This is a genomic window from Acidobacteriota bacterium (genome assembly GCA_030949985.1).
Lineage (GTDB): Bacteria > Acidobacteriota > Polarisedimenticolia > J045 > J045 > JALTMS01.
The window spans coordinates 1-11,965 of record JAUZRX010000017.1; the positions used below are offsets into that span (position 1 = coordinate 1).

The window sequence follows — 11,965 nt, forward strand, 5'->3', positions numbered from 1 at the left end:
CGTGGGAGAGCAAGAGCGGGGCCAGTTTGAACCCGCGCTCGGGCGCGGAGTTTGGGGACGAGGCGTCCGCATGCGGACAGGTGCCGCGGACAGGGTCCGGACACCCCCGGCGGCTTGCGCCCCCCCCCCGGCCCCCGGGGCGACGGGGTACATTCTCCGCTCCACGGTGGAAAGTTTGAGGGCGCCCCGTTGGGGCGCCCTCAGGTCGGTCCACCGGGTCGCTCACCGGTCCCGGGGTCCGTTCCCCCTTCCAGCCCGTCTTCCCCGAGATCGTCTCCCACCCAGAAGGGTGCTCTCGCAGATCTCTTCGGCCGCCAGGGGCCAGACTGTAGAATTCCCCCATGTCCACCACGCGCCAGGCCTACGTGATCGCCTCCCTCGCCGTCAGTCTCGACGGGCGCATCGCCTCGGCTTTCCGCGAGAAGGGGGCGCTGGGGTCCCGGGCGGACCGGGATCGCCTCGATGCCTTCCGCGCGGAGGCCGATGCGCTGGTGGTGGGAGCGGGGACGATCCGTGACGAGGATCCTCCGCTCGCCGTGCGCAACCCTCTCCGGCGCCGGGCCCGGCGGCAGGCGGGAAGGCCCGAGACCCCGTTGGTGGTGGTGGTCTCTCGCAGCGGTGCGCTGCCGGCCGACGCCCGTTTCCTCCAGGAAGACGCTCCCGAGCGCTGGCTTGCGGTTCCCGACGGGCTCGCGGAAGACGCCATCGAGGCCCTGGCCCCGGTGACGGCCGCGGGACGCCTGCGACTCCAGCGGCTGGGGCGCGAGTCGGTCGAACCGCCGCTGCTGATCGAGGCGCTCGAGGCCCGGGGCCTGCGCCGGGTGCTGGTGGAAGGTGGCGGCACCCTGCTGGCCGCCTTCCTCGACGCGGGGTGCATCGACGAACTGCGCCTGACCGTCTGCCCCACGCTCCTCGGCGGCGCGGCGGCCCCTTCCCTCTACCCGGGGCCCGCCCGCGCGCTGGCCGACAGACACCGCCTGCGCCTGTTGGGCATGGCTTGCCACGGCGACGAGGTCTACCTGCGGCTGGCTCCCCTGGCTTGATGCGGGGCCGGGGACGGGGCAAGATGAGGCCTGCCCCGGGTGAAATCGGCACCGGGAAAGCGGAGGATTTTCATGACCTACGTCATTTGCGAGCCGTGCAAGAACACCAAGGACACGGCCTGTGTGGCTGTCTGCCCGGTGGAGTGCATCCATCCCACCGCGGACGAGCCCAAATTCGAGTCGGAGGACATGCTCTACATCGACCCCGAGACCTGCATCGATTGCGGGGCCTGCGAGCCGGAGTGCCCGGTGGAGGCGATCTTCGAGGAAGACTACGTCCCCGACCAGTGGAAGGCATACACGAAGATCAACGCCGACTGGTACGCCTGAGCCCGGTGGCCCCCGGGGGAAGAGCGGGGGAGTGATGCCCGACAGGATTCTTGCGGCCTGGGCCCAGCGCGAAGACCAGAGCCGGGGTCGGCGCTACCCGGAAGCCGAGCACCCCTACCGCCCGCTCTACGCGCGGGATCGCGACCGCATCATCCATTGTCGCGCTTTCCGGCGGCTGGAGTACAAGACCCAGGTCTTCGTCAACCACGAGGGTGATCACTACCGCACCCGGTTGACCCACTCCATCGAGGTGGCCCAGATCGCGCGCACCGTGGCCCGGGCCCTGGGGCTCAACGCCGACCTGGTGGAATCCCTGGCCCTGTCCCACGACCTGGGTCATACCCCCTTCGGCCACTTGGGGGAGGAAGTGCTCGGTCCGTTGATGACCGATCACGGGGGCTTCGATCACAACCGGCAGTCCTTGCGCATCGTGGAAGTCCTCGAAAACCGCTACCCGGATTTTCCCGGCCTCAACCTGAGTTGGGAGGTCCGCGAAGGCATCGCCAAGCACTCGGGGCCCCAGGTGGCGCGGGGTGGCGCGGAGTTGGCCGAGTACGACCCCGCGCTGGCTCCGCCTCTCGAGGCCCAGATGATCGACCTGGTCGACGAGATCGCCTACAACCACCACGACGTGGACGATGGCCTCGAATCCGGCCTGCTCGATCTGGACGTCCTTTGCCGCGAGGTGCCCCTGTTCGGTGACGCCTTCGAACGCGCTCGCAGGCAGAGCCCGGACCACGACCGGTGGATGTGGATCAAGATCGCCCTGCGCCGCATGATCGACGGCCTGGTCAGCGACCTGATTCAGCACACTCGCGGCCGGCTCGAGGCTCTCGCCCTCGTCTCTGTGGACCAGGTGCGCGAACGACGAGACTGGCTGGTCGCCCTGTCCCCGGCGGTGGCCGCCGAGAACCGCCGCCTGAAGAGGCACCTGGCGGAAAGACTCTATCGCCATCCGCGTATCGAGCAGACCCGGCTCTTCTTCGAGGGCGTGCTTCGGGATCTTTTCGAGGTCTACACCAGCGGGGGCGCCGAGGTGCCCGAGAGCTTCGCCGCCCGCCGGGAGGGAGACTCGACCTACCGGGTGGCCTGCGACTACATCGCCGGGATGACCGACCGCTTCGCCCTGCAGGAGCACCGCCGCCTGTGCGGGGGACCGGGGCCCGAGGTCACGCCTGCCGCGACCCGGTGACGATGCTGCGCGGGAATATCCTGTCGGACCTGCTGCTGCTGCTCGCGGCCCTGATTTGGGGTACGGCTTTCGTCGCCCAGCGCGCGGGAATGGAGGTGATGGGGCCCCTGTTGTTCAACGGGGTGCGCTTCGGCCTCGGCGCCCTGGTGGTCCTGCCCCTGGTCCTGCGGCGGCGTTCCCGGTCGATTCCCCCCGGGGGGCGCCGGGGGCTGCTCGCCGCGGGCGTGGCGCTCGGCAGCGTGCTTTTCGCCGGGGCCACCCTGCAGCAGATCGGCCTGGTGGAGACCACCGCGGGCAAGGCGGGATTCATCACCGGCCTGTACGTGGTGATCGTCCCGCTGCTCGGCATGGTCTTCGGTCGCCGTCCCCGGGCGGGGGCGGCGGTGGGGGCGGCCCTGGCCGCCTGGGGCCTTTACCTGCTCTCGGTCACCGGTTCATGGCAGATCGAACCCGGTGACGGGGTGGTGCTGGTGGCCGCCTTCTTCTGGGCCGGCCACGTGCTGCTGGTGGGACGCTTCGCGGGGCGCTACCCCGGTATCCCCCTGGCCATGATTCAGTTTCTCGTTTGCTCCACGTTCAGTCTCGTCGGCGCCCTGCTCTTCGAGCAGCCCCGCTGGGGCCACCTGGCCGAGGGATGGGTTTCCCTGGTCTGGGCGGGCGCCTTCTCGGTGGGTGTGGCCTACACCCTGCAGGTCGTCGCCCAGCGCAAGGCGAGGCCTTCCCACGCGGCGGTGATCCTCAGCCTGGAGGCGGTGTTCGCCGCCCTCGCGGGATGGGTCTTCCTCGACGAGCGCCTGGGAACGCGGGGATGGATCGGTTGCTCCCTGATGCTGGGCGGCATGTTTGCCGCGCAGTACACGGCCTTTTCCGGAATGGTGGCTCAGTCGTGGCGCCGGCGCAGGAGCCGGTAGAGGGCGAGGCCCGCGGAGATCAGTGAGCCTCCGGCGACCAGGCCACCGAGCACGCCCTTCCGGCGGCCGGTGAGCAGCATCGTGGCCACCGATCCGGCCTGGCGTCCCACGTTGAAGATCCTGCCGGCTTGCCGGACCCGGTCGCCCAGGTCGTGCAGTTCCGCCTCGACGGCGACCCGGTTGGCTTCGATCTTTTCCCGCAGCAGCTCCCGGCGGTGGACGGTCTCACGCATCGTTCGCCCTCCGGTCCAGGCGCTGCCGGTCCCGGCGCAGCTCGGCGACGCTGGCGGAGAAGGGGGGCGCCGCGCCCTTCAGGCGGCGGCGCAGGGCCAGGGCCAGGCCGGCGGCCAGCAGCAGGTCGGCGCCCAGCATCGCCGCGCAGGCGATCACCCGCTGCTCCCAGAACACCAGGACCACCAGCAGGTGCACCGTCAGCCAGGCCGACACTCCGACCCCGGCGGCTCCCACCGCCAGCAGCAGCGTGGCCGCCAGCCGCTGCTTTTCCTCCTGCAGCTCCACCCCCAGCAGTTCCAGGCGCAACTGCAGCCCCTCGGCCACGCGGGCGAGCAGGGTGGAGAAACTCTCGTAGAGGCTCTTGCGGGAGTGGGCGTTCACCCGACGTTTCTATCACAGGGGCTGCGGGGCGACAATCCAGCCCGCCCGATCCGTCACCGTTCGCCGTACGGGCGGGTGCACTCAGGGCGGGCAGACCGCCGGGCCTTCCCTGCCTGCCGTGAACGAAGCGTTCTGGGTGGGCGCGGAAAACATCGTCGGGCAGGGTGGCGAAGATCTCTGCGGGAGAGCCGTCGACAAGGCTCTCGGGGCCGATGATGCCGGAGATCCTGCCGTTCTCTGGTCGTCACCGCCGGGGAAGGGGTGGGACGCGGTTGCCGGTTTTCCGGCGCGGATGGACGGCGAGGGCAGAAGGGGGTGCGGGAAACACCGAGGGCACGGCAAGCCGGGAGGGCCCCGATTTCCCGCGTCGGATCGGTAGCCCGCTTCCAGTGCTCTTCCCTTTGACGACTTCGCTCCCCGGCAGCCGCGAGACTTTTCCATGTCCGTCGATCCCGGGGTTGGCCTTGCGCAGGTTCTCTTTCGGGCGGCCGGTCTCCCGCCGGATCGGCATGGCCACCGGGCCCGACCGGACGAGGTGCCCTCTGGCGGGCAGTGTGTGTACGATAGAACGGGGTGCGAGGAGTCGTTGAGCTTGAGCCTGGAGTCCACATCGCTGCGGCCGGCGTTGGAACTGGAGGGTGTGTCCTTCGGTTACGGTGCCGATGACGTGCTGGAAGACGTCGATCTGATCCTCGAGGCCGGCAGTTTTCTGGCGGTGGTGGGGCCCAATGGTGGCGGCAAGACCACCCTGCTCAAACTGGTGCTCGGGTTGCTGCGACCCCGGAAGGGGCGGATTCGGGTCTGGGGGCTGCCGCCGGAGCAGGCGCGACGCCTGGTGGGCTACGTGCCCCAGTCGCGCACTTTCCACCAGGGCTTCCCGATCACCGTCGAGGAAACCGTGCTCCTCGGTCGCCTGGGCACGGGCTCCGACCTGGGCGGTTTTTCCCGCGAGGACCGGGCCGTGGCCGGGCAGGCCATGGAGCGGGTGGAGGTGGCCGACCTAGCCCGCCGCCGGCTCGGCACCCTCTCCGGCGGCCAGCTTCAGCGGGTGCTGATCGCCCGGGCCCTGGCGGGCGACTCCCGCATTCTGCTGCTCGACGAGCCCACCGCCAACGTGGACGCCCGGGCCGAGGAAGATGTCTTCGAGCTGCTGCGCCGGCTGCAAGGGGAGACCACCATCGTGGTCGTCTCCCACGACGTGGGCTTCATCACCAGCTATGCCCGCCAGGTGGCCTGCGTCAATCGCCGGCTGGTCTGCCATCCCACCGCCGAGCTGACCGGTGAGGTGATCCAGCAGATGTACGACACCCCGGTGCGCCTGATCCAGCACGGTCATCGACACGGTCACCACTAGGAGCCCCTCCCGCGATGGAGTTCTTGAGCGCCCTGGCCCAGCACACCTTCCTCCAGTACGCCCTGCTCGGTGGCCTGCTGGCCTCCGTGGGCTGCGGGGTGATGGGCACCTACGTGGTGGTCAAGCGTATCGGCTACCTGGCCGGGGGCATCGCCCACGCGGTGCTCGGCGGCATGGGTGTGGCCTACTTCTTCGGCGCTGCGCCGACCCTGGGCGCCCTGGTGGCCGCCCTGGTGGCGGCCTTGCTGGTGGGCTGGGCCAGCCTCGGCCGAGAAGAGGAGCGGGACGCGATCATCGGCGCCCTGTGGGCCAGCGGCATGGCCCTGGGCATCCTCTTCATCTCCCGGACCCCCGGCTACAACGTGGACCTGATGAGCTACCTCTTCGGCAACATCCTGATGATCTCTTCGTCGGACCTGGTGCTGATGGCGGTGCTCGACGCGGTGATCCTCGTCGCCACCCTGCTCTTCGCGCGGCTGTTTCTCGCGGTCTGTTTCGACGAGCAGTTCGCCCTGGTGCGGGGGGTGCGAGTGCGGCTGGTCTACCTCTTCCTGCTTTGCCTGGTGGCGCTGACGGTGGTGCTGCTGGTGCGGGTGGTGGGTCTGATTCTGGTCATCGCCCTGCTCACCCTGCCCGCCGCCATCGCCGGGCAGCTCGTGGGGACCGTGCGCCGGATGATGGTCGTGGCCACCGCGCTGGGGGCGCTGTTCACCACCTCGGGCCTGGCCCTGTCCTACCGCCCCGACCTGCCCGCCGGCGCGGTGATCGTGCTGCTCGCCGGCCTGACCTACCTGGCCGTGTCCGTGCTGCGCCGGCGCCGACGCCCCGAATAGGCACAAGGCGTCGTACGGCAAGCACGGTACGACAGGCTTGACACTTGGGGGAGGGGGGGGGCGTATACTGAGCGAGTGCTCATCTGGGGGTGAGTCGAGGCGTAGCATAACTGATGAAGGAGTTATTCATGCGCAGACTCATGAATCGTCGAAAAGCTGCCCATGCGTTGTGCTGTACGCTTTTGTCGATGGCCGTGGCCGGTGTCGTCTCGCCTGTGACCGCGGACTGCGGCTCGTTCTACTTCGAGCTGGGGTACGACCCGGTGACCATGAGTTCTGCGGCGATCGTCCACGGTACGATCAGCGAGGCGGACATCGCGGTCGTCAACGGCTGGGAGGGGAGGCTGCCCGTGGGCTATGACACCACGGGGAGCATTTCCTACGTTCCGACGAGATTGCTGGGTGAACTCCGCGACCAGCTCGAGGTGAGTCAGGCCACCGAGGCGGGCGATGCGTTGGGGTGGATTCGGGAGAAGATGGGCGCATATTCGAGCACACCAACTCAGGATATCGCTACCCATCTCCTTTCCGCTATGACTGGATCCGAAAAGTCCTATTTTTGTGGGAAGAAGGCACTTCCTGACGGCCACTGCCCGAGCGACTGCACTCCCAGCGACAATCCCAAGACTTGCACCGGTTGCGGCTGTGCGGGGGAGAAGACCTTTCCCGATGCTTGTCCTTGAAGAGACATGAATTCAACGACGGTCCGCCGCTTCCCTCCAGGTGGACCGTCGTGCTGCGCACGACCCCCCGGGTGGGGTTCGCTGTGCTCGCCGCCGCCCCTACAGGATTACAGTGAATTTCGAGCCCTGACCGAGTTCGGACTCGACTTCCACCGAGCCGCCGTGGAGCTTGATCAGGTGGCGGACGATGGCCAGGCCCAGGCCGGTGCTGCCCCGTTCTTGTGAGCGGGAGGGGTCGGCGCGGAAGAAGCGCTGGAAGACGCGTCCGAGATCCTCGGCGGCGATGCCCACCCCGGTGTCTTCGATGGTGATCGTTGCGCGTCCGTCCCGCCGCTGGCCGCTGATGCGCACGTGACCGCCTGGCCGGTTGAATTTCATGGCGTTGTCCAGCAGATTGACCAGCACCTGCTCGAGGCGCCTGCGGTCGGCCCGCACCTCGAGAGGACCGTCGAAGTCCACCTGCAAGACGAGCGCCTTGTCCCGGTAGCGGGGCAGCAGGCTGTGGGCGGCCTGCGTGGCCAGTTCGGCCGCATCGACGGTTTCCAGGTCGAGGGTGATCGCGCCCGTTTCGATGCGCGAGAGATCGCTCAGATCCGAGACCAGGTCGGTCATGCGCTCGACATGGCGCTCGATGGTCTCGAGAAAACGCCGGGCGGCCTGGGGGTCGTCCAGGGCTCCCTCGAGCAGGGTCGCGGCGGCGGCCCGGATCGAGGTCAGGGGCGTCTTCAGCTCGTGGGAAAGGTCGCCGATGAAACGCTGCCGAGTGGCTTCCAGGGCTTCGATGCGGGTCGTATCGAAGAGCAGCGCCACCACACCGATGGCTTTGCGCGAGCCGCTGCGCCGCAGGGGCAGAGTGGTGACCTCGTAGCAGGAGGCGGTGGCTCCCAGCGAGCGCAGGCTGCGGCGCGACTCTTCGCCCCGGTCCAGGGCCTGGTCGATCATTTCCACCAGTTCCGGGTGGCGCACCACCTCGGTGACCAGGCGCCCGGTGGGCTCCTCGCCGACGGTGCAGATGGTCTGGGCGGTGGCGTTGACCAGGCGCACCCGGCGCCGGGCGTCGATCACCAGCACGCCCTCCCGCACTCCGCCGATCACCGAGTCGAAGAGATCCTGGCGGCGGCGCATCTCGCTGCGCCGTGCCGCCAGCGCGTCCCGCAGCCGCCGCAGGGCGGCGGTGAGGCGGCCCAACTCGTCCGGCGTGGCGGCGGGCAGGGGCGTGCCCTGTTCGCCCCGGGCGATGCGGTCGGCGGCGTCGGCGAGTTTCTCGACCGGGCGCGAGATCCTGCGAATGCCCAGGTAGGCCAGCAGGGTGAAGAGCACCAGGGAAGCGAAAAACAGCCCCACCGCCGAGCCCAGGTATTCAAAGCGGGCGAGGGTCACTTCCCGTTCGGGCAGGGCGAGGCGCAGGATCACCGGCGGCGTGGGCTCGGTGACGAGGCGGGCCAGGTAGTAGTAGCTCTCCCCGGTGCTTGCCGACAGCCGGTGGGCCTCTCCCCAGCCGGTGGTCCGGGCCGCGATCACCTCGGGCCGGTCCGCGTGGTTTTCGAGCAGGGACAGGCCTTCGAGACCCATGCGGGAGTCGGCCAGCACCACGCCCCGCTCGTCGATCAGGGTCACCCGCGCCTCGAGCCGGGCTCCCCAGCCCTCGACGATCGGTTGCAGCTCCTCACTCGATACCAGGCCCTCGCGCCGTAATGCCTCCAGGCGGTCGGCAAGGAGGGCCGCCTCGTCGTGGAGCCGGGCGGTGTAGCGGGTCTTGACCGCGTTACCCACCACCCAGAAGGCGCCGGCCCCCGCCACCAGCGAGCCGATGGCGGCGACGCCCAGCAGGGAGAGCAGCAGCCGGTGCCTGAGCTTCACGGAGCTACGAGCCTTCTTTGGACAGGCGGGGGTGGCGGACCACGGTGCCCTCCACCATGTAGATCACCTGCTCGGCCACGTTGGTCGCCTGGTCGCCGATACGCTCGAAGTACTTGGCGACGAAGGTCAGCCGGATCGAGCGCGTGATGGTGGCGGGGTCTTCCATCATGTACGAGACCAGTTCGCGGAAGATGGCCTCCGTGCGGTGATCGAGTTCGTCATCGAGAGCGATGACTTCCCGCGCCTGCTCGGCGTCCCGCCGGACGAAGGCGTCCAGCGACCCACGCACCATCTCCCGGGCCCGGTGGGCCATCTTCGGCAGGTCGATGAGGGGTTTGACGGGGGGCTCGGCTCCCAGCTCGATGGCCCGCTCGGCGGTGTTCACCGCCTGGTCGGCCATGCGCTCGAGTTCGGGGAGAATCTTCATCGCCGTGGTGACGAAGCGCAGGTCTCGGCCGGCGAGCTGGTAGCGGGCGAGGATCTGCATCGCCAGCTTGTCGGCCTCCAGCTCCAGGGCGTCGATACGCAGGTCCTCGGTGATCACTTGGCGGGCGAGGTCGTCGTCGCGGCGGACGAGGGCTTCCACCGAGCGTTCGATGGCCTGCTCGACCAGCCCGCCCATGCGCTGAATCGTGGCGGCAAGTTCCTCGAGCTCCAGCTCGAATTTGCGTTCCATGGTGCCGTCTCCCCGATCAGCCGAAACGGCCGGTGATGTAATCCTCGGTCTGCTTCTGCCGCGGATTGAGGAAGAGTTCGTCGGTTTTACCGAATTCGATCAGCTTGCCGAGGTAGAGAAAAGCCGTGTAGTCCGACGCACGGGAGGCTTGCTGCATGTTGTGGGTCACGATGACCAGGGTGTAGTCCTTCTTCAGTTCCTGCATCAGCTCTTCGATGCGGGCGGTGGCGATGGGGTCGAGGGCCGAACAGGGCTCGTCGAGGAGGATCACTTCCGGTTCGATGGCGATGGCCCGGGCGATGCACAGGCGCTGCTGCTGGCCTCCCGACAGGCCCAGGGCCGATTCCCGCAGGCGATCCTTGACCTCGTCCCACAAGGCTGCGCTTCTGAGCGAGCGTTCGACGATCGCGTCGAGCTGGGCTGTTTCCCGTATGCCGTGGATCCTCGGCCCGTAGGCGATGTTCTCGTAGATCGATTTGGGGAAAGGATTCGACTTCTGAAAGACCATGCCCACCCGCCGCCTGAGAGAGTTGACGTCGATTTCCGGATCGAAAACCGACTGTCCCTCGAAGCGAATGTCGCCCTCGATGCGCACCGAGTCAATCAGGTCGTTGAGGCGGTTGATGCTGCGCAGCAGGGTCGACTTGCCGCATCCCGAGGGGCCGATGAAGGCCGTGATGCGATTCTTGGGCACCGTCAGGGAGATGTCGAACAGGGCCTGGGTCGACCCATACCACAGCGATAGCCGCTCGATCTCGAGCACGATGTCGCTGGGATTCGGCTGGACGCTCATCGACTGCCTTTCTGTCACGGGGTGAAACGAGGCGATCATACCGCGGACCCCGCGTACTTGCGGCGCAGGTGGTTGCGGATCCAGATGGCGAGCAGGTTCATGGCCACCACCACCCCCACCAACAACAGGGAAGTGGCGAAGACCAGGGGACGGGTGGCTTCCACGTTGGGGCTCTGAAAGCCCAGGTCGTAGATATGGAAGCCCAGGTGCATGAACTTGCGTTCGAGGTGAACGTAGGGAAAGTGGCCGTCGAGGGGCAGCGCCGGGGCCAACTTGACCACGCCGACGATCATCAGCGGAGCGACCTCTCCCGCCGCTCGGGCCATGGCCAGGATCATCCCCGTCAGAATGCCGGGTGCGGCGGCGGGCACGACCACCTTCCAGATCGTCTCGAAACGGGTCGCGCCAAGGGCCAGCGAGCCCTCCCGCACGATTCGCGGTACGGCGGCCAGGCCTTCTTCCGCGGCCACGATCACCACCGGCACCGTGAGCAGGGCCAGGGTCAGACTGGCCCAGAGAATGCCGCCCGTGCCGAACGTGGGGGTGGGCAGGGCCTCGGCGAAAAACAGCTGGTCGATGGATCCCCCCAGGGTGTAGACGAAAAAGCCCAGGCCGAAGACGCCGAAGACGATCGAGGGTACGCCGGCCAGGTTGTTGACCGCGATGCGTACGATCTTGACCAGCAGGCCCTCCCGGGCGTATTCCCGCAGATAGATCGCCGCCAGCACGCCCAGGGGAGAAACCGCGAAGGACATCAGGAAGACCATCATCACCGTGCCGAAGATGGCGGGGAAGACGCCCCCCTCGGTATTGGATTCCCGCGGCTCGCCCAGCAGAAACTCGGCGCTGCGCGAGACGTAGAGCTTGAGCCGGCCCCATGCCGAAAGGGTGTTGGCCCGCACCATGCGCACCACGTGGCCGGCGGGGATGGGCTTGAGCGTGCCGTCGGCGGCCTCCATCACCAGTTCTTCCCGCAGGAAATTCCGACGCAGTTCGGCCAGTCGGTCGGCCAGTTCCTCGTAGTGGCTGCGCCGGGCCAGCAGGTTGCGCTGGATGTCCGCCCGACGGGGATCGTCCGGTGCCGCGCCTTCCATGTCGAGCCGGCGCAACTCGAGGCGGAAGTTTTCGATCTCCCGGTTGACCTCACCGATCTTCCGCTTTTCGAGCCGATGGATCTTCTCCAGTTCGACCTTCTTGCGGGCGTGCAGCCGCGGCCAGGCCGCGCGCGCCGCCTGGGGCGTGCCCGCGAGTGTCTGCTCGCCGGCGGAGATCGCCAGCAGTCGGCCGTAGAACTTGCCCCACTCCAACCGCTCGACCAGCAGCAGGTCGGCGGGGTACTCCATCCGGGCGATGCGGCTTTCGTCGATCCAGACGAAGTCGTGTCCCGTCAGGTCCCGGTTGCCCACCATCAGGCGGATGCGGTGCCGGAGAGCGGCGCTGTCGTCCTCGGCGGGAATCACCTCACGCTCGACGATTTCACCGGCCACCACGCTTTCGTCGGTGAGGGTCAACTGCACCACCGGGCTCTGCCAGAAATAGCCCATGCCGTGGTAGAGCAACAGGCCCAGCAGGCCCGCCACCAACAGCAGGCACAACGCCAACGCACCGCCGCAGAGGGCGGTGGAGGTGATGCCGACCAGCTCGCTGAATGAACGCTTGCCGCGGGTCATGGACT

At 68.2% G+C, this 11,965-nt stretch carries 12 protein-coding genes and 1 pseudogene; 7 read left to right on the forward strand and 6 right to left on the reverse strand.

The window, feature by feature from the left end:
* Positions 1 to 341: 341 nt before the first annotated feature.
* The 4 genes from Q9Q40_03660 to Q9Q40_03675 all read left to right on the forward strand — a co-directional run bounded on the left by Q9Q40_03660 (position 342) and on the right by Q9Q40_03675 (position 3,476).
* Positions 342 to 1,043: a RibD family protein gene (locus tag Q9Q40_03660; protein ID MDQ7006305.1), complete on the forward strand. Its 702-nt coding sequence runs from the start codon at positions 342 to 344 to the stop codon at positions 1,041 to 1,043.
* A gap of 72 nt (positions 1,044 to 1,115) precedes the next feature.
* Positions 1,116 to 1,373, forward strand: coding sequence for a ferredoxin family protein (locus tag Q9Q40_03665; GenBank protein ID MDQ7006306.1), 258 nt, complete (start codon positions 1,116 to 1,118; stop codon positions 1,371 to 1,373).
* Positions 1,374 to 1,407: 34 nt separating this feature from the next.
* Positions 1,408 to 2,565: a deoxyguanosinetriphosphate triphosphohydrolase gene (locus tag Q9Q40_03670; GenBank protein MDQ7006307.1), complete on the forward strand. Its 1,158-nt coding sequence runs from the start codon at positions 1,408 to 1,410 to the stop codon at positions 2,563 to 2,565.
* A gap of 2 nt (positions 2,566 to 2,567) precedes the next feature.
* Positions 2,568 to 3,476 carry a DMT family transporter gene (locus Q9Q40_03675; protein MDQ7006308.1) on the forward strand — a complete coding sequence of 303 codons (909 nt, stop codon included), beginning with the start codon at positions 2,568 to 2,570 and terminating at the stop codon, positions 3,474 to 3,476.
* Here the strand turns inward: Q9Q40_03675 and Q9Q40_03680 are convergent.
* Together Q9Q40_03680 and Q9Q40_03685 are read right to left on the reverse strand one after the other, a co-directional pair.
* Entirely contained in the window at positions 3,446 to 3,709 is a 264-nt protein-coding gene (locus Q9Q40_03680) for a hypothetical protein (protein ID MDQ7006309.1), read from the reverse strand. The two genes, Q9Q40_03675 and Q9Q40_03680, sit on opposite strands and share 31 nt — an antisense overlap.
* Positions 3,702 to 4,091 (reverse strand): phage holin family protein, encoded by a 390-nt coding sequence (locus tag Q9Q40_03685; GenBank protein MDQ7006310.1) that lies wholly within the window; start codon positions 4,089 to 4,091, stop codon positions 3,702 to 3,704. Before Q9Q40_03685 ends, Q9Q40_03680 begins: the two co-directional genes overlap by 8 nt.
* A 592-nt stretch (positions 4,092 to 4,683) precedes the next feature.
* Here Q9Q40_03685 and Q9Q40_03690 point away from each other — a divergent pair.
* The 3 genes from Q9Q40_03690 to Q9Q40_03700 all read left to right on the forward strand — a co-directional run bounded on the left by Q9Q40_03690 (position 4,684) and on the right by Q9Q40_03700 (position 6,961).
* Positions 4,684 to 5,445, forward strand: a complete 762-nt coding sequence (locus tag Q9Q40_03690; GenBank protein ID MDQ7006311.1) for an ABC transporter ATP-binding protein — start codon at positions 4,684 to 4,686, stop codon at positions 5,443 to 5,445.
* A gap of 14 nt (positions 5,446 to 5,459) precedes the next feature.
* The gene (locus Q9Q40_03695) at positions 5,460 to 6,278 is read left to right on the forward strand and encodes a metal ABC transporter permease (protein MDQ7006312.1); all 819 of its coding nucleotides are present in this window, start codon (positions 5,460 to 5,462) and stop codon (positions 6,276 to 6,278) included.
* Positions 6,279 to 6,406: 128 nt separating this feature from the next.
* The gene (locus Q9Q40_03700) at positions 6,407 to 6,961 is read left to right on the forward strand and encodes a hypothetical protein (protein MDQ7006313.1); all 555 of its coding nucleotides are present in this window, start codon (positions 6,407 to 6,409) and stop codon (positions 6,959 to 6,961) included.
* Between the two features lie 99 nt (positions 6,962 to 7,060).
* Here the strand turns inward: Q9Q40_03700 and Q9Q40_03705 are convergent, their stop codons facing one another.
* From Q9Q40_03705 to pstA, 4 genes and pseudogenes are all read right to left on the reverse strand, one after another.
* A complete protein-coding gene (locus tag Q9Q40_03705) occupies positions 7,061 to 8,821 on the reverse strand; it encodes an ATP-binding protein (GenBank protein ID MDQ7006314.1) in 1,761 nt (586 codons plus the stop codon).
* Positions 8,822 to 8,825: 4 nt separating this feature from the next.
* Positions 8,826 to 9,497 carry a phosphate signaling complex protein PhoU gene (gene phoU / locus Q9Q40_03710; GenBank protein ID MDQ7006315.1) on the reverse strand — a complete coding sequence of 224 codons (672 nt, stop codon included), beginning with the start codon at positions 9,495 to 9,497 and terminating at the stop codon, positions 8,826 to 8,828.
* A 16-nt stretch (positions 9,498 to 9,513) separates the two neighbouring features.
* Positions 9,514 to 10,266, reverse strand: a pseudogene (pstB, locus tag Q9Q40_03715) (phosphate ABC transporter ATP-binding protein PstB).
* 59 nt (positions 10,267 to 10,325) lie between these two features.
* Positions 10,326 to 11,960 carry a phosphate ABC transporter permease PstA gene (gene pstA, locus Q9Q40_03720; protein ID MDQ7006316.1) on the reverse strand — a complete coding sequence of 545 codons (1,635 nt, stop codon included), beginning with the start codon at positions 11,958 to 11,960 and terminating at the stop codon, positions 10,326 to 10,328.
* Between the last annotated feature and the right edge of the window lie 5 nt (positions 11,961 to 11,965).

What these genes read in the sequence shown, in the direction of transcription:
- Q9Q40_03665 (MDQ7006306.1), top strand. Translation starts at nt 1,116, where the DNA reads ATGACCTACGTCATTTGCGAGCCGTGCAAGAACACCAAGGACACGGCC.
- phoU (MDQ7006315.1), bottom strand. Translation starts at nt 9,497, where the DNA reads ATGGAACGCAAATTCGAGCTGGAGCTCGAGGAACTTGCCGCCACGATT.
- Q9Q40_03680 (MDQ7006309.1), bottom strand. Translation starts at nt 3,709, where the DNA reads ATGCGTGAGACCGTCCACCGCCGGGAGCTGCTGCGGGAAAAGATCGAA.
- Q9Q40_03700 (MDQ7006313.1), top strand. Translation starts at nt 6,407, where the DNA reads ATGCGCAGACTCATGAATCGTCGAAAAGCTGCCCATGCGTTGTGCTGT.
- Q9Q40_03675 (MDQ7006308.1), top strand. Translation starts at nt 2,568, where the DNA reads ATGCTGCGCGGGAATATCCTGTCGGACCTGCTGCTGCTGCTCGCGGCC.
- Q9Q40_03695 (MDQ7006312.1), top strand. Translation starts at nt 5,460, where the DNA reads ATGGAGTTCTTGAGCGCCCTGGCCCAGCACACCTTCCTCCAGTACGCC.
- Q9Q40_03670 (MDQ7006307.1), top strand. Translation starts at nt 1,408, where the DNA reads ATGCCCGACAGGATTCTTGCGGCCTGGGCCCAGCGCGAAGACCAGAGC.
- Q9Q40_03660 (MDQ7006305.1), top strand. Translation starts at nt 342, where the DNA reads ATGTCCACCACGCGCCAGGCCTACGTGATCGCCTCCCTCGCCGTCAGT.
- pstA (MDQ7006316.1), bottom strand. Translation starts at nt 11,960, where the DNA reads ATGACCCGCGGCAAGCGTTCATTCAGCGAGCTGGTCGGCATCACCTCC.